Annotated in this window: 28 protein-coding genes; 1 reads left to right on the plus strand and 27 read right to left on the minus strand. The window is 44.1% G+C overall.

The features are described 5' to 3' along the window. Positions 1-44 precede the first annotated feature (44 nt). The 5 genes from BC8716_RS05480 to BC8716_RS05505 all read right to left on the minus strand — a co-directional run bounded on the left by BC8716_RS05480 (position 45) and on the right by BC8716_RS05505 (position 3,742). Positions 45-1,355: a PTS sugar transporter subunit IIC gene (locus BC8716_RS05480; RefSeq protein WP_073305882.1), complete on the minus strand. Its 1,311-nt coding sequence runs from the start codon at positions 1,353-1,355 to the stop codon at positions 45-47. A gap of 22 nt (positions 1,356-1,377) precedes the next feature. Next, positions 1,378-1,698, minus strand: a complete 321-nt coding sequence (locus tag BC8716_RS05485; protein WP_084140108.1) for a PTS sugar transporter subunit IIB — start codon at positions 1,696-1,698, stop codon at positions 1,378-1,380. 10 nt (positions 1,699-1,708) lie between these two features. Beyond that, positions 1,709-2,377: an N-acetylmannosamine-6-phosphate 2-epimerase gene (locus BC8716_RS05490; protein ID WP_094424282.1), complete on the minus strand. Its 669-nt coding sequence runs from the start codon at positions 2,375-2,377 to the stop codon at positions 1,709-1,711. 12 nt (positions 2,378-2,389) lie between these two features. Then, positions 2,390-2,701 carry a PTS sugar transporter subunit IIA gene (locus tag BC8716_RS05495; RefSeq protein ID WP_073305878.1) on the minus strand — a complete coding sequence of 104 codons (312 nt, stop codon included), beginning with the start codon at positions 2,699-2,701 and terminating at the stop codon, positions 2,390-2,392. Positions 2,702-3,328: 627 nt separating this feature from the next. Further along, positions 3,329-3,742, minus strand: a complete 414-nt coding sequence (locus BC8716_RS05505; protein WP_094424284.1) for a MarR family winged helix-turn-helix transcriptional regulator — start codon at positions 3,740-3,742, stop codon at positions 3,329-3,331. A 285-nt stretch (positions 3,743-4,027) separates the two neighbouring features. Between BC8716_RS05505 and BC8716_RS05510 the strand changes: the two genes are divergently transcribed. Further along, a complete protein-coding gene (locus tag BC8716_RS05510; protein WP_094424285.1) occupies positions 4,028-5,068 on the plus strand; it encodes an NADH:flavin oxidoreductase/NADH oxidase in 1,041 nt (346 codons plus the stop codon). Positions 5,069-5,177: 109 nt separating this feature from the next. Here BC8716_RS05510 and salA read toward each other — a convergent pair whose 3' ends face one another. The 22 genes from salA to BC8716_RS05620 all read right to left on the minus strand — a co-directional run bounded on the left by salA (position 5,178) and on the right by BC8716_RS05620 (position 21,545). Next, positions 5,178-6,230 (minus strand): iron-sulfur carrier protein/transcriptional regulator SalA, encoded by a 1,053-nt coding sequence (gene salA / locus BC8716_RS05515; RefSeq protein ID WP_094424286.1) that lies wholly within the window; start codon positions 6,228-6,230, stop codon positions 5,178-5,180. Between the two features lie 97 nt (positions 6,231-6,327). Further along, entirely contained in the window at positions 6,328-8,367 is a 2,040-nt protein-coding gene (ptsG, locus tag BC8716_RS05520; protein WP_094424287.1) for a glucose-specific PTS transporter subunit IIBC, read from the minus strand. 130 nt (positions 8,368-8,497) lie between these two features. Further along, entirely contained in the window at positions 8,498-9,337 is an 840-nt protein-coding gene (glcT, locus tag BC8716_RS05525) for a glucose PTS transporter transcription antiterminator GlcT (RefSeq protein ID WP_302467470.1), read from the minus strand. A gap of 68 nt (positions 9,338-9,405) precedes the next feature. Beyond that, entirely contained in the window at positions 9,406-10,137 is a 732-nt protein-coding gene (gene cwlD / locus BC8716_RS05530) for an N-acetylmuramoyl-L-alanine amidase CwlD (RefSeq protein ID WP_062751203.1), read from the minus strand. Between the two features lie 59 nt (positions 10,138-10,196). Next, positions 10,197-10,634: a YbaK family protein gene (locus tag BC8716_RS05535; protein WP_063609263.1), complete on the minus strand. Its 438-nt coding sequence runs from the start codon at positions 10,632-10,634 to the stop codon at positions 10,197-10,199. A gap of 306 nt (positions 10,635-10,940) precedes the next feature. After that, on the minus strand, positions 10,941-11,450 hold the full coding sequence (locus BC8716_RS05540; RefSeq protein WP_094424289.1) for a GNAT family N-acetyltransferase: 510 nt from the start codon (positions 11,448-11,450) through the stop codon (positions 10,941-10,943). A gap of 658 nt (positions 11,451-12,108) precedes the next feature. Next, a complete protein-coding gene (locus BC8716_RS05545; RefSeq protein WP_062751205.1) occupies positions 12,109-12,321 on the minus strand; it encodes a helix-turn-helix domain-containing protein in 213 nt (70 codons plus the stop codon). A 12-nt stretch (positions 12,322-12,333) separates the two neighbouring features. Further along, on the minus strand, positions 12,334-12,864 hold the full coding sequence (locus BC8716_RS05550; RefSeq protein ID WP_094424290.1) for a DUF2975 domain-containing protein: 531 nt from the start codon (positions 12,862-12,864) through the stop codon (positions 12,334-12,336). A gap of 148 nt (positions 12,865-13,012) precedes the next feature. Next, positions 13,013-13,405: a 30S ribosomal protein S9 gene (gene rpsI / locus BC8716_RS05555; RefSeq protein ID WP_011245047.1), complete on the minus strand. Its 393-nt coding sequence runs from the start codon at positions 13,403-13,405 to the stop codon at positions 13,013-13,015. 19 nt (positions 13,406-13,424) lie between these two features. Further along, positions 13,425-13,862 carry a 50S ribosomal protein L13 gene (gene rplM / locus BC8716_RS05560; protein WP_011245046.1) on the minus strand — a complete coding sequence of 146 codons (438 nt, stop codon included), beginning with the start codon at positions 13,860-13,862 and terminating at the stop codon, positions 13,425-13,427. A gap of 179 nt (positions 13,863-14,041) precedes the next feature. Continuing rightward, positions 14,042-14,827 (minus strand): tRNA pseudouridine(38-40) synthase TruA, encoded by a 786-nt coding sequence (gene truA / locus BC8716_RS05565; RefSeq protein WP_094424291.1) that lies wholly within the window; start codon positions 14,825-14,827, stop codon positions 14,042-14,044. 20 nt (positions 14,828-14,847) lie between these two features. Next, a complete protein-coding gene (locus BC8716_RS05570; RefSeq protein ID WP_094424292.1) occupies positions 14,848-15,642 on the minus strand; it encodes an energy-coupling factor transporter transmembrane component T family protein in 795 nt (264 codons plus the stop codon). After that, the gene (locus BC8716_RS05575; protein ID WP_094424293.1) at positions 15,639-16,487 is read right to left on the minus strand and encodes an ATP-binding cassette domain-containing protein; all 849 of its coding nucleotides are present in this window, start codon (positions 16,485-16,487) and stop codon (positions 15,639-15,641) included. The genes BC8716_RS05570 and BC8716_RS05575 overlap by 4 nt, the downstream gene beginning before the upstream one ends. Further along, positions 16,463-17,281, minus strand: a complete 819-nt coding sequence (locus BC8716_RS05580; RefSeq protein WP_094429171.1) for an energy-coupling factor transporter ATPase — start codon at positions 17,279-17,281, stop codon at positions 16,463-16,465. Before BC8716_RS05580 ends, BC8716_RS05575 begins: the two co-directional genes overlap by 25 nt. A gap of 101 nt (positions 17,282-17,382) precedes the next feature. Then, complete coding sequence (rplQ, locus tag BC8716_RS05585; RefSeq protein ID WP_062751215.1) at positions 17,383-17,745, minus strand: 50S ribosomal protein L17; 363 nt, start codon at positions 17,743-17,745, stop codon at positions 17,383-17,385. Between the two features lie 34 nt (positions 17,746-17,779). Beyond that, positions 17,780-18,724: a DNA-directed RNA polymerase subunit alpha gene (locus BC8716_RS05590; RefSeq protein WP_035202235.1), complete on the minus strand. Its 945-nt coding sequence runs from the start codon at positions 18,722-18,724 to the stop codon at positions 17,780-17,782. Positions 18,725-18,897: 173 nt separating this feature from the next. Further along, the gene (gene rpsK / locus BC8716_RS05595; RefSeq protein ID WP_035202254.1) at positions 18,898-19,290 is read right to left on the minus strand and encodes a 30S ribosomal protein S11; all 393 of its coding nucleotides are present in this window, start codon (positions 19,288-19,290) and stop codon (positions 18,898-18,900) included. Positions 19,291-19,311: 21 nt separating this feature from the next. Then, entirely contained in the window at positions 19,312-19,677 is a 366-nt protein-coding gene (gene rpsM, locus BC8716_RS05600; protein WP_011245038.1) for a 30S ribosomal protein S13, read from the minus strand. Between the two features lie 22 nt (positions 19,678-19,699). Beyond that, positions 19,700-19,813: a 50S ribosomal protein L36 gene (gene rpmJ / locus BC8716_RS05605; protein ID WP_003333770.1), complete on the minus strand. Its 114-nt coding sequence runs from the start codon at positions 19,811-19,813 to the stop codon at positions 19,700-19,702. 32 nt (positions 19,814-19,845) lie between these two features. After that, positions 19,846-20,064 (minus strand): translation initiation factor IF-1, encoded by a 219-nt coding sequence (gene infA, locus BC8716_RS05610; protein WP_011245037.1) that lies wholly within the window; start codon positions 20,062-20,064, stop codon positions 19,846-19,848. An 84-nt stretch (positions 20,065-20,148) separates the two neighbouring features. Beyond that, complete coding sequence (gene map / locus BC8716_RS05615; RefSeq protein ID WP_094424294.1) at positions 20,149-20,895, minus strand: type I methionyl aminopeptidase; 747 nt, start codon at positions 20,893-20,895, stop codon at positions 20,149-20,151. Further along, positions 20,892-21,545: an adenylate kinase gene (locus tag BC8716_RS05620; RefSeq protein ID WP_094424295.1), complete on the minus strand. Its 654-nt coding sequence runs from the start codon at positions 21,543-21,545 to the stop codon at positions 20,892-20,894. Before BC8716_RS05620 ends, map begins: the two co-directional genes overlap by 4 nt. Positions 21,546-21,607: the final 62 nt, after the last annotated feature.

Genomic DNA, 21,607 nt, shown 5'->3' on the forward strand with positions numbered 1-21,607 from the left:
GGTTGTATCGGCCGTCGATACAACCTAACTGATTTAAAAAAGATTTAGTGACTTCTTTCCTCGTTCGCAACTTTATTCGCTGCGATAACAAAAGGAAGGTAAATGAATACGGAAATACCAATTAACAGCACCGCTAAAAGCGCAGCCCTCCAGTCACCTGCCGTTGATAAAAAAGCAGATAGTACAGGAGGTGTTGTCCAAGGAACCATGACAACGGTTTTTGATATGAACCCTAACGAAGTAGCCATGTAAGCAATATTTAAATTAACCAATGGCACAAGGATAAGGGGGATCGCTAAAATAGGGTTTAGTATAACTGGCAGTCCAAACATTAATGGTTCATTAATATTAAACAAACCTGGTGCCAGCGAAAATTTAGCAACCTCTCGATATTCTGCTCGTTTTGAGGCAATGAAAATGGCAATGATCAATCCGATCGTACATCCGCCGCCTCCAAGCATGGCGAAACTATCAATAAATGGTTTTGTAACAATATTAGGAATTTCTATATTAGTTTGAAAGGCATTGATATTTTCCTGAATCGCTGTGAGCAACGTCGGTTCTGTTATCGGCCCAAGAACGAACGTCCCGTGGATACCCATTCCCCACAGTAGATTTTGAAAGGTCATCACAACGTTAATGCCGACTAAACCTTGGAAAATGGCCTTAAGAGGCACCTGGATAACCTCTGTTACGATTTCTTGCAGTCCTAAGCCAAACATTGATTGTAGGAGAAACACCAATGTTCCAAAGAACGACAGTGTAACAAAGGCTGGAATCAACGCTTCAAATGACCTAGATACTGCAGGTGGGACACTTTCAGGTAGCGATATTCGGAATCTCTTGTTTTCTTGAAGCTTTAAAAAGAGCTCTGTTCCGAGCAACGCAGAAATGATCGCAAACAGCAAACCTGTTGCTGATGTCTCTGTCTGTGTAATCATCCCTGTTACTTGTACGGCGGCCTCGCTATTAAGAGGGGTCACTTCTAATACAGAAGGGAACATCGTCACAAGGACAGCTACAGACATGACGCCAGGAATGACCCCGTCTTTGCCGTAGCTTACCGCCAGCTTATAGGCAACAGTAAATGCAACAAATATCGAGAGAAACCCTAGCGTTCCATTATAAACTTGGGTTCCAATCCCTTTAAATTGACTTAAATCGATGACATTTTTCAAAATGCCATTGTCTGGGTCTAGCACAACATTGTTAATTAATATGAAGAATGAAGCAACAATGACTAAAGGAATTAGTAAAATAAAACCATCACGGACAGCTCCTAAATGGCGCTGATTGGCGAATTTGTTCGCAACAGGTGCCAGCCAAGTTGCGATCTTATCGGATAGTTTGTTCACCCACAATCCCCCCTTAAGCCTATTATTTAGACTGCTCAATCGTTTCTACAATATCTTGAAGCACTTTGTCTCCACGCAGCATGCCATAATCAGCTTGGTTGATCACTTTCACTGCCATGCGGCCATCAACGAACTCTTCCATTTGTTTTTGCATAAATGCGACTTGCGGTCCTAATAGCAAAAGATCATAATCATGTTTTTGAACTAACGTTTTTCCTTCAGTAATGGATACAGCCTCAATTTTCAAGTTTACCCCTTGCTTTTCGGCCTCGTTCTTGACCTTTTGTACGAGCATGCTCGTCGACATTCCAGCACTGCAGGTCACCAACACGTTATACATCATTCAACCCCTCCTATTGTTTTAACTTTTCGGCAAATGTGTGTGTAATCAGTTGCGGCCGAGTAATTGCAGACCCAACCACGACTGCATGGGCGCCTAATTCTATCGCTTTTTTAGCTTCTTCAGGTGTTTGAATGCGCCCCTCAGCTATGATCGGCAAGTTTAGTTCGCGAATCAATTGTTCGAGCAGATGAAAATCCGGCCCTGGCTGTTGTCGTGAATAAGGCGTATACCCTGATAACGTCGTCGAAATGCAATCAACCCCTAGCTTGGCTGCCTCCACTCCTTCAGCAAATGTAGAAATATCGGCCATCACTAAGCAGCGATTTGCCTGAATGTGCCGGACTAACTGGTCCACACGCTCACCATTTGGCCTTTTCCTGTTAGTGGCATCGATTGCAATCATGTCAACACCTGTCCTTAAAAGTTCATTTACCTCTGCTTTGGTAGGTGTAATATATACTTCTGATTCGGGATACTCCCGTTTAATAATTCCGATTACAGGAAGGTCTACTTCATTTTTTATCGCTTGAATATCTTCCACCGAATTTGCGCGAATGCCAACTGCGTTTCCCCACTTTGCTGCTTTCGCCATTTTTGCCATGATCATCGATCCATGCAAAGGCTCATCCTCTAAAGCTTGACAAGAAACAATTAGCCCACCTTTTATTTCATTTAGCATGATCAACTTCTCCTATTTTTGAACTTTATCTTTATGCAACAATAGAATTTCTTTCGCTAAGTCTATCGCCAACATAGCGGTCATTAAGTGATCCTGTGCATGGATGAGCAGAATAGAAAGGTTGATTTCCTCCCCCCGCGCATTGCTTTGGATCATCTCGGTTTGCACTTTATGGGCGACATTGATTTCCTTCTCTGCTTCCTCTAGCAAATTGTCTGCTTCTGAAAATTGCTGTTCTCTAGCGGATTGTAATGCTTGCATCGTTTTGCTCCTTGCATTTCCGCTATGCAAAATAATGGAAAAAGCGTTTTCATGAATATTCATTGGAATCCTCCTTTCTCTAATGGAAATGACAATTATAGTTTAAAAGAAGAATATAAAAATGTAAAGTTATTTTCACCACAATAATTATTTTGGAGAAAATATTTCATTTTGGCGTGATAGATACTCTTCCCACTACAAGCTCATTTTAATCGCTACAAAGGTAGCTTCTGCGACGGCGTTGTTATACTGTGTGCTTATGTTTTTCAATTTCTTCTTTGATTTTGCGTTGGACATGCGAATGATGATTATGGTCAAAAACGAAATGGCGGTGAAACGAGTGGTGAGGTTAGTAATAAAGTTGTTCGAAGAAAAAATAAGACTAACGGTAAAAAAGCAAAAATGGCAAGACTACATAACCTTACGATGTAAATTTTAGGATTCGGTTTTTTTAAAAGGTTACCAAGCGAACGCATATAAAGCAAAATCACAGCAAACCATAACAAATAAGAGATTATCCAAGTCCCGGCTAATCTCTTGTGTACAATATTACAATGGCGTCCATGCTTAGTATAAAGTTAAAACGCCGTATACGGCTCCGTACGACGGTGGCATAAGAGGTCATAATTAATTGATCTTTATTTATAGTAACTATACATTAACCAGCTACACTGTGAATGTATTAGTAACTTAAAGGTTAATTATCTTTATAACGTCTTTGTCTTGAGGGCTGAGTGAATTATTAAGTGTGACGTTTAATGTTTCAGACATAGATATTAATAACTTTTCACCTTCATTGGTGATCTTAATGAAATTACTTCTCTTATCTTCATCGTAGGTGAATTTCGTTATAATTTTTTTATTAAAGTGTTCTAACCGTGTTACCAATCGGGACAAGGCACTGTGGCTTAGGCCAATTTTAGGTTTCAATTCTGACAACCTTAATTGTCCTTGTTCGGCTTTTGATAAATGATATAAGAGATAATACTCATTTAAATTTAAACGATATTGCTGTTGTAAAACATGATCTAAAGCTTTATTTAGTCGTCTGTGAAATTTTGTAAAGTTAATCCAAGACTCAATCAATTCATCAGACTCTTCCATTATAATCCCCTGCCTCTTAAAAGCTTAATAAACACAAGAATACTATACCATCTAAGCTAGCGCAAATGCGCTTACTCTTAACAAAGTTATAACTTTGTATGCCAATTAAAATTATTTGCATGCGCAAGCAAATTATATTAACATAAAACTATGACATGCTAATAATGGGGATACGGACACTATACGTACTGAATTAAACAAGAAGAGTGCGAATATGTTCAAAGTCGCCCTGGATGGCTTTCTTTTGCAAATAAATAAGTTGATAGAGAAAAGGAGACGAACTAAATGATAGCAGAACCATTTCAAGTAAAAAAGTTAAAATTAAAGAATCGAATTGTAATGGCACCTATGTGTCAGTATTCCGTTGATAAGGAGGATGGAATTCCAAATGATTGGCATTTCGTTCATTATGTATCCCGGGCCGTAGGTGGAGCAGGTCTAATTATTATGGAAATGACAGGGGTAGAACCTGACGGAAGAATTACGAATCAAGATTTGGGATTATGGTCGGACGACCAGGTTCCCGCGTACAAAAGAATTATTAATGAAGTTCATAACCACGGTGCAAAAATTGGTATACAAATTGCTCATGCGGGCCGGAAGGCTGAAGATGCCAAACAACCTGTAGGAGCTTCTAATATTCCTGTAGAAGTGCTCCCTGAGGAAACAAAGAATGGGAAACTTAATCCCCCTCGAGCATTAGAGACAAACGAAGTAGAACGTGTGGTTACAAGTTTTAAAGAAGCTGCAAAACGAGCAGTTAAGGCAGGTTTTGATACCATTGAGCTCCATGGCGCACATGGGTACTTATTGCATCAATTTATGTCTCCAAGTATTAATACGAGAACAGATAAATATGGAGAAGATTTGTCACGCTTTGGAGTGGAAGTCATAAAAGCAGTAAAGTCTGTTATGCCGCAAGAGATGCCCTTAATTATGCGTGTGTCCGCTATTGAATATATCGATGGTGGCTATGATATAGAGCACGCACTAAAAATAGCTAAAAAGTTTCGAGATGCGGGAGTAGATGTCTTTCATATTTCGAGCGGAGGAGAAGGTCTGCCAGGCAAGAAAAAGCCTTTAAATTCGCCTGGTTATCAAGTACCTTTCGCTAGACGATTTAAAGATGAATTAAACGTACCGGTTATTGCTGTCGGGCGTCTAGAAACGCCTCAAGTAGCAGAAGCTGTCCTTTCAAATCAAGACGCAGATTTGATTGCTGTGGCACGGGGAATGTTAAACGATCCTTATTGGGGGTTACATGCTATTAAGGAAATTGATAAGCACGTTACCCCACCAAAACAATATGGACGAGCAATCAGGTAAAATTAAAGAGAGCCTGTCCGAAATGGTCATAGAAAAGGAAAGTCGAGATCAATTCAATCCTCGACTTCCCTTCTTCATTTTAAAGGCTTTTGGGATACCCCTCTTTCCATCACTTTGTTTTTTCAACAATTCGTTCTGCCAAACGTTGGTAGATCTCGCCAATTGGATGTTCTTGTGCATAAACGGATGGGGCAAAATCATTTTCATCAATCTCAGGCTGCCCAAGAGGAATCTGCGCAAGCAATTCCGTTTTTAATTCTTCCGCCAAGCGTTCGCCGCCGCCAGTTCCAAACACATACTCTTTCTCTCCAGTCACTTTGCTTTCAAAGTAGGCCATATTCTCTACAACGCCAAGCATTTCGTGGTTTGTTTTTATCGCCATTGCGCCAGCACGGGCGGCAACAAATGCTGCTGTTGCGTGAGGAGTGGTCACAATCAGTTCCTTTGAACCTGGCAACATGGAATGCAAATCGAGAGCGACATCGCCTGTACCTGGCGGCAAGTCCAAGATGAGATAGTCAAGCTCGCCCCATTCGCATTCAGAAAAGAATTGGTTGATCATTTTCCCGAGCATAGGTCCCCGCCAAATAACAGGGGCATTGTCTTCCACGAAAAAGCCCATGGAGATGACTTTAACGCCAAAGCGTTCAACAGGATGGATACGCTTGTTGATCACTTTCGGCCGTTCCTCTATCCCCATCATGTCAGGGACACTAAATCCATAAATATCGGCATCTATAATGCCGACTTTTTTGCCGAGGCGGGCAAGCGAGACTGCCGTGTTGACAGAGACGGTCGATTTGCCAACGCCGCCTTTTCCGCTCGCCACAGTAATAAACGTTGTTTTGCTTGTCGGCGCAAGCAAAGCAGGACCTTTAAAGGGTTCTTCTTTTAGGCCGCCAACCGCTTCTAGCTCTTCCTCAGTAAGTGTATCAAAACGGAGTCCGACTGATTCAGCGCCCTCGTTTTTGAGGACATTGACTATTTCCTGTTGGACTTGCATTTGCTCGGCTGTTCCCGTTTTTGCTAAAGCGACTTTTAGGCTGACGTGGCCATTTTTGTTTTTCAGCTCGCGGATGCCGCCGGTTTCTACAATACTCTTATTCAAGTCACGATCTTTAATTCGTTTTAGCGCTTCCATTATTTCTTGATCCGTTATCATCGATGGCACCTTCCTTTAACAATCGCTCCTATTTTCCCCAGTATAGCATACATAAATAACAGAAAGAACTAGAGCGCTTCGCCCTAGTCCTTATCTGTTAGCGGTCCACCGCAACAATGCCTTTTTCTAATGCCAGAACCCGTCCTTTTTTGTTGATGACGACAGTCCCTCCTAAGTTGGTAAACACGACTGGCGTAATCGTAGAAGCACCGTGGTTCCGGATATAATCTAAATCAAATTCGGCCAATTTGTCGCCTGCACTTATCTGGTCGCCTTCTTCCACAAGGACGTCAAACCCTTCTCCTTGAAGTTTAACTGTATCGATGCCGATATGGATCAACACTTCCATTCCAGTAGATGTCGTCAGTCCAATCGCATGCTTCGTCGGGAAGACGGTCGTCACTTTTCCTTCAACAGGCGAATAAACAATGCCGTCTTCTGGATCAATCGCAAAGCCGTCGCCCATCATTTTTTCGGAAAAGACTTGATCTGGCACTTCCGCGAGCGGCATGACCGTACCTGTCATTGGTGCTAGGAATGCCCCCTCATTCATCAATGCGTCTGGCTGGATTTCTTCCAGTTTGCCACTGACTTCCTCCTGTTGATTTGTTTCTAGAGGCCGAGGCGCTTTTCCCACCATGACATCTTGGATTTGGCCTTTAAGCGTCTCTGAACGAGGGCCAAAAATCGCTTGGATGTTGTTGCCTACTTCTAGAACTCCAGCTGCGCCAAGCGCCTTCAATTCGTCTTTGTCAACTGCTTTAATATCATTTACCGATACACGCAGCCGCGTAATGCATGCGTCAAGATGAGCAATATTGTCTTTTCCGCCCATCGCTTGCAACACTTGTCCTGCTAACTCGCCTGTTTTTCCTATGCCTTTGTTATCATCGGCTGTGTCGTCTTCCCGTCCTGGCGTCATTAAATTGAATTTTTGAATCGCAAAGCGGAAAACGACGTAATAGATCGCAGCAAAGACGAGTCCAAGAAGAATGGTAATCCACCATTGTTCTTCATTCGGCAAGATCCCGAATAAGAAAAAGTCAATCGCTCCGCCTGAAAAGGTGTACCCTACATGAACGTCAAACAACGTCATCAATACAAACGATAGGCCATCGAGGATCGCATGTAGCAAAAACAGTACTGGCGCGATAAACAAGAACGTAAATTCAAGCGGTTCTGTGATTCCTGTCAAAAACGATGTCAGTGCCGCAGAACCAAACAAACCGGCCACCAGTTTTTTCTTCTCAGGCTTGGCACAATGATACATCGCCAGTGCCGCAGCTGGCAGGCCAAACATCATAATCGGAAATTCGCCTGCCATGAAGTGGCCTGCCGTCAATTCCACACCATCGCGGAGTTGCGCGAAGAAAATGAGCATATCGCCACGGACAATTTCCCCTGCCGCATTGGTATAGGAACCGAATTCATACCAGAACGGAGCATGGAAAATATGGTGCAAGCCAAAAGGAATCAAAAGCCGTTTTATAAAGCCAAATAAAAACACAGCTACATACAAGCTCGATCCTAACAAAAACTCAGAAAAGCTGTTTAAGCCGTGTTGGATCGGCGGCCAAACAACAAGCAAAAGAAGCGCCATTAAAAACGTAGCCACCGCTGTGATAATAGGGACAAACCGTTTGCCGGCAAAAAACCCCAGAAAAGCCGGCATATTAATATCATGAAAGCGGTTATAACAGTATGCAGCAATTAAGCCGACGATGATCCCGCCAAATACGCCTGTTTGCAAAGTGTCAATCCCTAGGACATTGGCAAAGCTCGGATCTTCGGCTACCATTTCCGCGCTGACGCCAAGCCATTGGCCCATCACGGTATTCATCACCAAGTAGCCGACTAGCGCTGCAAGTGCGGCTGCACCATCACCAGCGAGGCCAATCGCGACCCCGACAGCGAAAATAAGGGCCAAGTTGTCAAAAATAATGCCGCCAGCGGCTTCCATCACACCAGCCGTATGTTGAATCCAGCCCGCGTCTAAGAACGGCATGTAGTTCAATGTGTTTTCCATTTGCAAAGCGGCACCAATGCCAAGCAGCAATCCGGCCACTGGCAGCATCGCAACCGGGAGCATCAACGCCTTCCCAATTTTTTGCAACTTCCCAAATGCATTTTTAAACAATGGAATCCCCTCCTAAATAGGTTTTTTATAGGTAGAAACGCAAAAAAGGCATGAGCAAAAAGACACTGGATTGGTTTTAAAACCCAGTCATTTCTTTTTCCTCATGCCTGATCGAATCAGTTACACGAATTTATTTGCTTTTGTTCTGCACCCTCTGCAAATGCATCGTCAAGTAGACCGCCTCAGCATCATACACTGGTTTACCAAGCGTCCTTTGCATGACTTTAATGAGCTTCCATGAAAGATTATAACATACAGGATATTCTTGTTTCAACAGTTTTGCAATCGCTTTCGGCTCTTCGACTTTTTCACCCGTCATCACCCGTTCAATCGTAAAGCGCAAATGCCTCACAAGACGAAGATAATCCATGCTCTCTTTCTCCAATTTAATCGCAAACTGGCTTTCCACAAGGGAAACAAGTTGACTAACTAATTGCGAATGGCTATTGACGATATTCATGCTTTTATTTTGAATGGCGCTATGGATATGAAGCGCAATAAAGCCAATTTCTCCTTCAGGGAGCTGGACACCGGTCTGCTGGCCAACAAGGGCTACTACTTCTTTGGCAATCGCATATTCACGTGGATAGAGCGCTTTCGTCTCTGCCAAAAAAGGGTTTTCAATCGACATTCCTTGGGCAATCCGGGCATGGGCAAAGGACAAATGGTCCAGTAGCCCGATATGGATATGCTCGTTTAAATCCATGCCTGCTTTTTTGGCAATAAGAGAAATGGCTTCCACCGTCACATCTATCATCGTTTGCGAAATATGTGGAAGCAGCTTCAAATAGCTTTGTTGCTCTTTTTCATCTTTTAAAACAAACAGTTTCTCAATGTCTTGCTGCTCAAGCCAGTCTCCATTTTTGCGGGCAAAACCGATGCCTTTTCCAATGACGACCACTTCTTGGTTGTCACGCTCAGCAATGACCACATTGTTATTAAGGGCCTTTTTTACTTTGTACTCCCCCACATTCATCACTCCAACAGCTTCTTCCCTTTCATGGTAATCCAGGGACAGACTTACGTCAACTTAATCGTTCACTCGTAAGGATTGCTGTTTGGCGCTTTTTCATCGGTAAAAAACCGAAGCATCCCTTCATAAATGGAAGCAGCCATTTTGTCTTGGTATTCGTCTGTTGCGAGCAGTGCCGCCTCCTGCGGGTTGGACAAAAAACCTGCTTCGATCAATGCCCCAGGAATTTCGGCTTCTTTTAACAAATACACATGATGGATCGGTTTCGGATACCGGTTTGTATTTTGCAAATTGCGCTTGATTTCCTCCTGTATAAAAACAGCCAAATCTTCATTGCGTTGATTTTTTAGGTGGTAAAAAGTTTGCGCGCCATTCCAACGTTCAGCCGGAATCGCATTCATATGAATCGACAAAAACGCATCCGCTTCCGAATCATTGATAATCATTGCCCGTTTTCTTAAGTCTTCGGTTTTTCGCTGCCGTATTTTCGCCGTACCAGCATCGGCCAAATCAACATCTTCCTCCCGCGTCATAATGACAAGCGCCCCAGCTTCCTGCAAATAATCACGCAACTTCAAAGCCACTGCTAACGTAACTTCTTTTTCAAGCGTGCCCGTCTTTGAAACGGCTCCCCCGTCCATCCCGCCATGGCCAGGGTCAAGGACAATCACTTTCCCTGACATCGGCAAGTGCCAAGTAGAAGACGAATCTTTAAGCGTACTGTCATATTGAACCCATAATAATACCGCTGCAAACAAAAGCGCCCCAATAAAAATGCTCCATTTATGTTTCTTCACAGTCCGTTCCCCCTTGTCCTGTATTTATATATACGAGGACAAGGAGAAGTTATGAACGATTAATGAAGGCGAAGCTTGTACGCTTTGCTCGCTTCCCGAAAGCCTTTTTCCCACCATGTGCCAATCAGCATGTCAGAAGCAGCAAGAAGCGCTTCAGTCGGCGCTCTTTCTTCTTTAGACCAACCGGTTAAAGTTGCACAAAGACAATGGGACAAATCAGTCAACTCTTCCTCACAACGTTTGCGCACCTCCTGCGCCGGTTCGCCATAATAACCAAAACGGCCAAACTCTGTGCCAAGCAAATAAGCATCAATCGTCATATCCAAACATTGGTCAATTAAGAAAGGATACGCTTGAAATTGGAACGGAAGGATCGGAAAAATCCATTCCTTTATTGCCTTCTCCATTTCCTTCATACTAATATGGCGCAACATCTTCTTTTCAAAATTCCACTGTTTTTCTCGTCTTCTTTCGGTAAGTGTCGTAATTACATTCATTGGTCGTTTCCCCTTTTTTCTTTTTAGTATGGTCGTCCCCATTTGCGCCATACACATAAGAAAAGCTCAAATAATGCTGGGATAACCATTATCTGCTGGGGGTAACGTTTGGGATGTGCCATTCAAAAAAAGGGATATATTTTAGGCGATGTTGCAAACTATAGGAAGGGATAATGACGAGTTTCTAGATGAGGCTCCTGGAAAGGGGCTGTAGAGCTTTTTTAGGTATCGTAAGAATGTCTGAGGTCACTGTAATGAGGGTTATGTATAGAAACAAGCTTTTTCCACTGCTGTCCCTTTTTGCACTCAACAACCATCTTTAATAAACGAATAGATCAAGTGTCTTTTATTAAAAATAAAGGATTCTTTTTCCTCAGAGAAACCGATTTTCTCTGCAACGCGAATGGACGGAATATTCATTGGGTCAATAATACTTATCAGCTTGTTTAGCCCTAATTGATAAAGGCCGAATTCCATGCAGCCTTTTGCTGCTTCAGAAGCGTATCCTTGCGACCAATATTTTTTATTAATATGGTACCCAATTTCAACTTCCATATTGCCTTCCACTATTTGTTTAACAAGACCGCAGTCTCCAATTAGTTCATTTGTTTCCTTCAGGCAGACTGCCCATAAACCATAGCCATCTTCTTCGTATCTTTCTTTATTTTTTTGTATCCAGTTTTTCGTTTTCTTGAGGCTAAACGGCGCTGGATAATATTTCATTGTTTCTGCGTCTGAAAACATGGAGTGAAGAGACACAATATCCTCCTTGTTATACTGTCTTAACAACAACCTTTCTGTTTCTAAAATAACCATCCTTGACTCCTCTCCCGTAAACATGGGCAGACTTTTCTTATAAAATTTATAAAAATTTTATAAATTTGATCTGTTAATGAAGGCACTTCGTAATATAATGAAAGAGCACCATATTAAAACTAAATATTGGAAGATAATGAACTTAAAGCCTTACGCAACTACTGGTTTGCAACTCCGACCATTCATTTTACAGGCATTTAAATTTTAAACAGGCGGATAGACATCATGAAAAAGAAATCAAAGAAATTTTGGCTTTCTTATTTAATATTCCTTTTATGTTTCGCTATAATTTACTTCTTTCCTGATGACATTCGATTTATCTTTGTTATTTTATTTCCAATCCTCTTTTGGGGAATTTATGGTTTTCTGAACAACCGTACGACATAGCATGGGATACAGAGGTAATGGTTCGCAGATATGCTGGCTTGTTCACCCTAAAAAAGTCCACCCTTGAGTGTCCGTGCTCGTTTAGGGTGGATTTTATTCCTAAATGGGACCGATCCCACTGAATAGAACCGAGCCATTGTATAGGCTGAAGATGGTGACACACCTTCCGTATACCCTTTTTTCTGAGTTCGATCCCATTCCGTTAATGAACTGGATGAGGACAAACAGACCAAATTGCCCACTAGTTAAAAACTGGATAACCAATGCTTTGCTATATGTCGGCTTTTTCTTCGTATTCGAGTATATCACCAGGCTGACAATTTAATGTTTGACAGATTTTTTCTAACGTAGCAAAGCGAATACCACGCGCTTTACCTGTTTTTAGTATTGATAAATTAGCTTGAGTAATATCAATTTTTTCTGCTAACTCTTTTGAAGAAATGTTTCTTTCTAGCATTACTCGATCTAAGTTAATTTTTATCATTAGGCCTCCCACCTAAATCACGTTGTTAGAATCATCTTGCAAAGATATACCATATTTAAAAACCACATAAAGCGTATAAATAATGGCTAACAGAAGAATGTTTCCGATTAAACCTGGTGAAGAATCTGAAAAGACATCACTGACATTGTATACATGCGCCTGTGCAAAGAACAGCTGACTAATGATCTGCAAAATGGTAAAGCTAGTGATCGAGATTAAGATTAGTTTGAGATACGTAAGATTTTGAGAAACAAAAAAGTGTTGTTTATAAATATTACCAATCATTTTATGTAGAGCATACATAATGATAAACAAACAAGCAATGATGGCTAGTGCGACTAAGCAAGAAAATACTAAAAACCATACTGATAGGTTTGTGTTTAACCCTGCATACTGTAGCAATTGCGTTTTGACCCCGTTCGACACGACCAATAAAGCTCCAGCCGCAAATAACAGTATTAATCCAGCAAACGCAAATAATACTTGAGCAATTAGCGACACAATTGACAGGAATTTTAGAAAGGTCTTGGTAAAAAGATTCATTATATGCCCCCCTTAACTATTCATTAATGTAAAACGATAATGCGTTATTGTCAAACGATAATTTTTGTTGCTTGTTTTAAGGGGGTTCCAATTCCGCACTAAAAAACCCCTCCCCGATTTCCTCGGGAAGAGGCTGTAAACATTGATATTAACGCTTCGAGAACTGAGGCGCACGACGAGCGGCTTTAAGACCGTATTTTTTACGTTCTTTCATGCGGGCATCGCGTGTAAGGAAGCCTGCTGCTTTTAGTGTTGCACGGTTGTCAGGATCGACTTGCAGTAGGGCGCGGGCAATGCCGTGGCGGATTGCGCCTGCTTGGCCAGTGAAGCCACCGCCATTGACGTTAACGTGGACGTCGTATTGGCCAGTTACGCCTGTTTCAACAAGTGGTTGTTTTACGATCAATTTTAATGTTTCAAGACCGAAATATTCATCAAGGTCACGGCCGTTTACAACAATTTTGCCTTCGCCAGGAATGAGGCGAACACGGGCAACAGAGTGCTTACGGCGGCCTGTGCCGTAGTATTGTACTTGAGCCATAATCATTACCTCCTAAAGATTAACCGCGAAGCTCGTATGCTTCTGGTTTTTGTGCATGGTGATTGTGTTCTGAGCCTGCATAGACGTGCAGTTTCATTCCTTGTTTGCGGCCAAGAGTGTTTTTCGGAAGCATCCCTTTGATCGCCAACTCAAGCATACGCTCTGGCTTGTTCGCACGCATGTCTTGTGCTTTTGTTTGTTTCAAGCCGCCTGGGTGGTTCGTGTGGCGGTAGTAAATCTTATCTTGGAGCTTGTTTCCAGTTAGTTGAATTTTGCTTGCATTCAAAACAATCACATGGTCGCCAGTATCGACGTGCGGCGTGAATGTTGGTTTGTGCTTTCCGCGAAGGATAGATGCTACTTCTGAAGCAAGACGCCCAAGCGTTTGCCCTTCAGCGTCGACTACATACCATTTACGCTCAACTTCGTTTGGCTTTGCCATATATGTTGTACGCATAGTTTAAACCTCCTAAATAATAAACACGTTTTTATCTGATCGTTTTGCCAAGAGAAACACGTTAAACTGGCTGTTTTAATGCGCATTCCCTTTAGCATAGTCCTTTATTCCGTAACCCGGGGCAGTGGGTCTTAAGAATTGCCATCTAATATCATACAATATCGGCTTAGTAAAGTCAATTAATTCATAGAAACTTGTCCGGGTGTTTCATTCACAAAAAGCGGCTGGCCGTAGTCGACTTCATACAGGCACAAGCCATGCGCAGGGGCTGTTTTCCCAGCCAGGTTGCGGCTTTTGCCTGCCAAGATGACTTTCATTTCAGCGGCTACCCGTTTGCCAGTGCCTATTTCTAGAAGCGTTCCGACTATAATGCGGACCATATTGTATAAAAAACCAGTGCCGCGGATTGAAATAAGCAGCCCTTCTTCGCTAGGCTGGACGGCTACATGGGTAATCGTCCTGACTTTGTCGGTCACGGTTGTGTTCGCTGCACAAAAAGCAGAAAAGTCGTGTGTCCCTAACAAATGCTTAGCCGCCGTTTGCATCGCTGGCACATCAAGAGCTTGTTTAATGTGGACAGCAAAATGGCGGCGGAACACATTTTCGAAAGGTCCGCATTGGATATAATAACGGTACTCTTTCGCCTGCGCCCCATAACGGGCATGAAAATCCGGCCCTACTATTGCCGCGTTTGTGACGACAATGTCATCAGGAAGATGGGTGTTTAAAGCAGATACCCAACGCTCAGGGGCAATCGCTAATTCTGTATCAAAATGGAGCACTTGGCCACAGGCGTGCACTCCTGCATCTGTGCGCCCTGACGCTACGACTGGGACTCGTGCCCCTTTATGAATTTCTTGCAGTGCTTTTTCAACTTCGCTTTGGACCGTGCGCTTGCCGGGCTGGACTTGGTAACCGGCAAAAGCCGTGCCGTCATAGCTTAGTTTGCATGCCATTCTAGACATTTCCTTTTGTTCTCCTTCAACTAAAACCAGGCAAGCAGGAACGCTACAGTCGCACTGACAAGTAGCGCATACGTATCCTTAAACGCCCACTGGTTTGTTTTCCAGGACGACCGTTCCCTGTTGCGGCTATATCCCCGCGCTTCCATGGCTTGAGCCAACTCTTCTGCACGCTTTAAAGAGCGGACAAATAGCGGCACAAGCAGTGGCACGTACGCTAGTACGCGTTTCATGAATGGCAGGTCACGGACGCCAATCCCCCTTGCTGCTTGAGCCCGGGATATCATGTATAATTCACCACTTAAAATCGGAATAAAGCGTAATGTAATCGACATCATCATCGCAAGGTCTGAAACGGGAAATTTTACAGCCTTTAACGGCTTCAGAAGCGATTCAATCGCCCACGTAATATGCAACGGGCTTGTCGTCATCGTCAATAGCGTTGCAGCAAGAAAAAGACACAAAGTGCGCCATGCTAAAATCCCGCCTTCAGCAAGGCCTTCGGCATAAACGGGCCAGCCAAATAGTTGAAAAACCAAGTGGCCTTCCCGCGTTACAATCACTTGCAACAAAGCAAAGGCAATGACAAACCACATAATCGGTTTCAGCGATTTGGCAAGAACAGGGAGCGGCACCTTGCTAGAAGCGATCGCTGCTGCAAAATAGCACGCTGACATCGCCAGCGTTGCAGGAGAAGCAACAAAAAACAGCGCGAATGCGACAATGAACACGCTAAGCAGCTTGCTGCGCGGGTCAAGGCGATGCACAAATGACTCGCTTTGTCTGTATTGCCCCATTAAAAGCGATGGTCCTTTCATTGCTGTCCTCCTTTGCGATCGATGAGCCAATCTGCCAACGTTGCTGCATCGCGTAAAAAAGGAATCGTCTCTTTTGGCGCTATTGCTTTTTGTGCAAAAGCCATCGCTCTTGGCAAAGCCAGTTTTGCCGTTTGTACCACGTCTCGCGCTTGAAACACGGCAGCAGGCTCGCCCACCATTAGCGGCGTCCCATTCTGCATCACTATGCAAAAATCGGCGTATTTGGCCACGTCGTCCATCGAATGGGTCACCATCCAAATCGATGCATTGTTTGTTTGGCGATAGTTGCAAAGCAATTGGAACAGCGCCTCTTTGGATGCTGGGTCAAGCCCGGCTCCAGGCTCGTCTAACACAAGCAATTTCGGCTGCTGGACGAGGACTGAAGCAATGGCGACTCGTCGTTTTTGCCCCCCTGAAAGCTGAAACGGGGAAGCGCTGAGCAACGAAGGCGGCAGCCCAACTGAGTTAAGGGCTGCGGCAGCGGTTTTCGCCGCCTCGACTTTTGAGACGCCCTGCATCCGTAGTGCATAGCCAATCTCTTTTTCGACTGTTTCTTCAAATAGCTGATGTTCCGGATATTGAAAAACAAAGCCGACCTTTTTCCTTAATTGTTGTAGCTGCTTTTTTTGCTCAGGCAGACAAACGTCCCCAATTTCGACTGTTCCTTTTGTTGGCAAAAGCAAACCGTTTAAATGCTGGACCAATGTCGATTTCCCCGCTCCGCTCGCACCAATCACAGCAACAAACCGACCTGCAGGCACACGGAGCGTAACGCGATTAAGCGCTTGGACTGTGGTGCCTGCATCGTTGTATTCGTAGCTTACTTCGTTAAATGCAACGTCCATAATGCCTGCAATAGCTCCTCTTCCGTTTGGGAATTGCCTATCGCCGCACCGCGCTTGTGCAATTCAGCTTGGAGCTCATATAAAAAAGGAAGCGCGATATCGAGCTGTTCTACTTGGTCGTGGGTAAAAAATAGCTGGGCCGGTGTGCCATCAAAAACCAAACGGCCCTCTTTAAGCGCTAAAACACGGTCTGCAAAGAGCAGTTCTTCTGGATCGTGGGTAATGGACAAGATGGTCTTGCCTTTGCGATGGAGTTTCTTTAATAGCGAAAGCCATTCCCTTTGCCCAGCCGGATCTAGCATGGAAGTGGCTTCATCGAGAACGAGAATGTCTGGGTCAGGTGCTAGCACACCCCCAAGGGCAACTCGTTGCTTTTGACCACCTGATAAGCGGCTCACATCCCGCTTTAGCAATGTTTCAATGCCTAGTTCCTTTGCCACTGCTGCAACACGCCGTGAAATTTGCTCAGGTGGCCACCCACGGTTTTCCAGCCCAAACGCAAGATCATCTTCCACAATGGTTGTGACAATTTGATTGTCGGGATTTTGAAAAACAAACCCCACTGCTAGGCGGATTTTCTCGGCATTTGCTTCTGTTGTCCACTTTTGGACCGTCACTGTTCCGGAAGAGGGCAGCAATAAGCCATTTAATAGCCTTGCCAACGTCGATTTCCCAGAGCCACTGCGCCCGACTACTGCAACCCACTCACCCTTTTGAACGTGCAGCGAAATGTCCGTGAGCGCGTCGGTAGCATGATTGGCATAACGATAGGAAACATGCTCACAAACAAGCATCCCCACACCCCATTTTTTTACGTAACAAAAAAGGGCATAGAGTGAAAGAAGCACCTTGCTCCTATTGTCTCCTGCCCTTAATCGCCGCTTACCTGAGCTTTTTAAACAAACTCAATGATTGCCATTGGTGCACCGTCACCACGACGAGGACCAACTTTAAGAATGCGTGTATATCCACCTTGACGCTCTGCAAAGCGCGGAGCGATATCTGCAAACAGCTTTTGGATTGCATCTTGCCCTGATTCAACGTCTGCTGTTTCGTTGCGAACGAACGCTGCAGCTTGACGACGGGCATGCAAATCACCGCGTTTTCCAAGCGTAATCATTTTTTCAACGATTGGGCGCAGCTCCTTTGCTTTTGCTTCAGTCGTTTCAATGCGTTCGTTGATGATAAGGTCTGTCACCAAATCACGAAGCAACGCTTTGCGTTGTGAGCTCGTACGGCCAAGTTTTGCGTATGCCATGCTAATTCCCTCCTTTGAGACAAAAACCTATTCCTTATTCTTCATTGCGAAGCCCGAGGCCAAGTTCGCCCAACTTCTCTTGTACTTCTTCAAGTGATTTACGGCCAAGGTTGCGGACTTTCATCATGTCTTCCTCTGTTTTGTGCGTCAATTCCTGTACAGTATTAATGCCAGCACGCTTCAAACAGTTGTACGAACGGACCGATAAGTCAAGTTCCTCAATGGTCATTTCAAGTACTTTTTCTTTTTGGTCCTCTTCTTTTTCGACCATGATTTCCGCATTTTGCGCTTGGTCTGTTAAACCTACGAAAATATTTAAGTGCTCCGTAAGAATTTTCGCGCCAAGAGAAACGGCTTCTTCTGGGCGAGTACTTCCATCGGTCCACACATCAAGGGTTAGTTTATCATAGTTTGTGACTTGCCCGACACGCGTGTTTTCAACTTGGTAGTTAACGCGCGCCACCGGTGTATAGATCGAGTCAATCGGAAGAACGCCAATTGGCTGGTCATCATTTTTGTTGCCTTCAGCAAGAACGTACCCACGACCTCGTTTCGCCTGCAAGCGCATGCGGAACGATGCTCCTTTTGTAAGCGTAGCGATATGAAGATCAGGATTTAATACTTCAACGTCACTGTCATGAGTTAAATCACCAGCAGTTACATTGCCTTCACCTTGTACATCAATTTCAAGCGTTTTTTCTTCATCTGAATAAATTTTCAAAGCCAATTTTTTCAGATTCAAGATGATTGTCGTAACATCTTCTACCACGCCTTCAATTGTTGAAAATTCGTGAAGGACACCGTCAATTTGAACAGATGTAACCGCAGCTCCTGGAAGCGAGGACAAAAGGATGCGACGCAAGGAGTTTCCTAGTGTTGTTCCATAACCGCGCTCTAGAGGCTCTACGACAAATTTGCCGTATTTCGCGTCTTCGCTAACTTCCACCGTTTCAATATTCGGCTTTTCAATTTCAATCATTAAACAAACCCTCCTTCAAAACGTCGAACTCCGGCAAACGCAAGGATTGCCCAAAGAGCTCCTTTATTTGGGCTTCCACCTGAGCAAATCCTATTAGTCTTACCTTCATTGTCTATAGATCTCGTCTTATCCATTATAGACATTAGCAGGAAATCTATACAATGACGATTTTCTTACACTCTACGACGTTTCGGCGGACGGCAGCCATTGTGTGGAACTGGTGTCACATCTTTAATCATGTTCACTTCAAGCCCTACAGCTTGCAATGAACGGATTGCCGCTTCACGGCCAGCTCCTGGGCCTTTAACTGAAACTTCGATCGTTTTCATGCCATGCTCCATCGCTGTTTTGGCAGCTGATTCAGCCGCCATTTGCGCAGCAAATGGTGTTGACTTACGAGAGCCTTTAAAACCAAGTGCGCCAGCGCTAGCCCAAGAAATCGCATTGCCATGAGGATCTGTAATCGTCACAATTGTGTTGTTGAATGTAGAACGGATGTGAGCCACACCACTGTCAATGTTTTTTCTTTGACGACGTTTTGGACGAGTATTCGTTTTTTTAGCCATGTTTTTCATTTCCCTCCTTGCTTATTTTTTCTTATTCGCAACCGTACGTTTTGGACCTTTGCGCGTACGAGCATTGTTTTTTGAATTTTGGCCGCGGACCGGTAAGCCACGACGATGACGAATTCCACGATAGCTGCCGATTTCGATTAGACGTTTGATGTTCAAGGAAACTTCACGGCGCAAATCGCCTTCCACTTGATAACCTTCAACTGCTTCACGAATACGGCCAAGTTCTTCTTCCGTTAGGTCACGAACGCGTGTATTTTCATCAACGCCAGCTGTTTCAAGGATTTTTGCTGCTGTTGATTTACCAATACCAAATACGTAAGTGAGTGAGATTACAACGCGCTTATCGCGAGGAATGTCAACACCTGCAACACGTGCCATGGGCTAGGCACCTCCTTATCATTTAACCTTGTTTTTGTTTGTGTTTCGGGTTTTCACAAATTACCATAACATTGCCTTTGCGGCGAATAACCTTGCATTTTTCGCAAATCGGTTTGACTGATGGTCTTACCTTCATTGTATAAACCTCCTTATATACGGAGAGTGTTTTTATTTATAACGGTACGTAATCCGCCCGCGCGTCAAATCGTAAGGAGAAAGTTCAACCGTTACTTTATCGCCAGGCAAGATGCGGATAAAGTTCATGCGAATTTTTCCAGATACATGCGCAAGAATTTTATGACCGTTTTCAAGTTCTACACGAAACATTGCGTTTGGCAACGGCTCAATCACCGTGCCTTCCACTTCTATCACGTCTTCTTTTGCCATGAATGGATATCCTCCCTTCGAGTAGATGCAAGCAATACCTTTTTGTCTTCATCACTATACAGACAGTCTATCTTACCTGAAAAATTATGCTTTCGTCAAGATCTCGTATCCTGTTTCTGTGATTGCAACCGTATGCTCAAAATGGGCACAGTTCTTTTTATCGACTGTCACCACTGTCCAGTTATCAGCAAGCGTCCGTACGTAACGAGAGCCAGCATTGACCATTGGCTCAATTGCCAATACCATTCCCGGCTTCAACTTCGGCCCTTTCCCAGGAGGACCGTAGTTGGGAATGTTCGGGTCTTCATGCAAGTCTTTCCCAATGCCGTGGCCGGCATACTCACGTACGACTGCGTATCCTGACTGTTCGACGTAAGTTTGAACCGCATGGGAAATGTCCGATAGGCGATTTCCAGGGCGTGCCAGTTCTAACCCTTTGTACAAAGAAGCCTCCGTTGCATCAAGCAGCTTTTGGTCTTCTTCTTTAATCGTCCCGACTCCATACGTCCAAGCCGAATCGCCATGATAGCCATTGTAATAGGCGCCTATATCTAAGCTGATAACATCTCCATCTGCAAGCACGCGATCGCCAGGTATGCCGTGCACCAACTCTTCGTTCACCGACGCACAAATGCTTCCTGTGAAACCGCCGTATCCAAGAAAAGAAGGCGTTGCATCATGAGAACGAATAAACGCTTCAGCTAGTGCATCCAACTCACCAGTTGTAATGCCTGGCTTAATGTAAGGCTTCAAGTGGGCATGCGTTAGGGCGACAATCTGCCCGGCTTTTCGCATCACGTCAAGCTCGCGTTCCGTTTTAATGACAATCATGCACGCTTCTCCGATAGAATCGCTTTTATCTCAGCATACACAGTGTTCATGTCTTGGTTGCCGTCTACTTGTCTTAAGTAGCCTTTTGCTTCATAAAAGTCAATGAGTGGCTTCGTTTGCTTTTCATTTACTTCTAGGCGTCTTTTGACTGTTTCCGGCTTGTCGTCGTCGCGTTGAATTAAATCGCTGCCGTCAATATCACATTTGCCTTCTACTTTTGGCGGGTTATAAACAATATGGTACGTCTTACCCGAAGTAGGAGACACGCGGCGCCCCGTTAAACGCTCCATCAGAAGTTCTTTCGGGACCGCAATATTCAACACATGGTCAAGCTGTTTGCCGAGGGATGAAAGAATGCCTTCCAGCGCTTCCGCCTGGGCAATGGTACGAGGAAAACCATCGAGCAAAAAACCATTCTCGCAATCGTCTTCCGACAAACGCTCTTTGACTATTCCAATTGTTACTTCGTCAGGGACAAGATCACCTGCGTCTATAAACGACTTCGCTTTCAAGCCAAGCTCCGTTTCGTTTTTTATCGCAGCGCGAAACATATCGCCTGTAGAAATGTGCGGAATGCCATAGTCGTTCACAATTTTCTCCGCCTGTGTTCCTTTGCCGGCGCCTGGCAATCCCATTAAAATTAAATTCATTAAGATCCCCTTCCTGCAAGTCAAAAAGACGAACGGGTAAGGCTTTTGTCCTGCCCGTCCTT

The sequence above is a fragment of the Shouchella clausii genome (assembly GCF_002250115.1).
Classification (GTDB): Bacteria; Bacillota; Bacilli; order Bacillales; family Bacillaceae_D; genus Shouchella; species Shouchella clausii.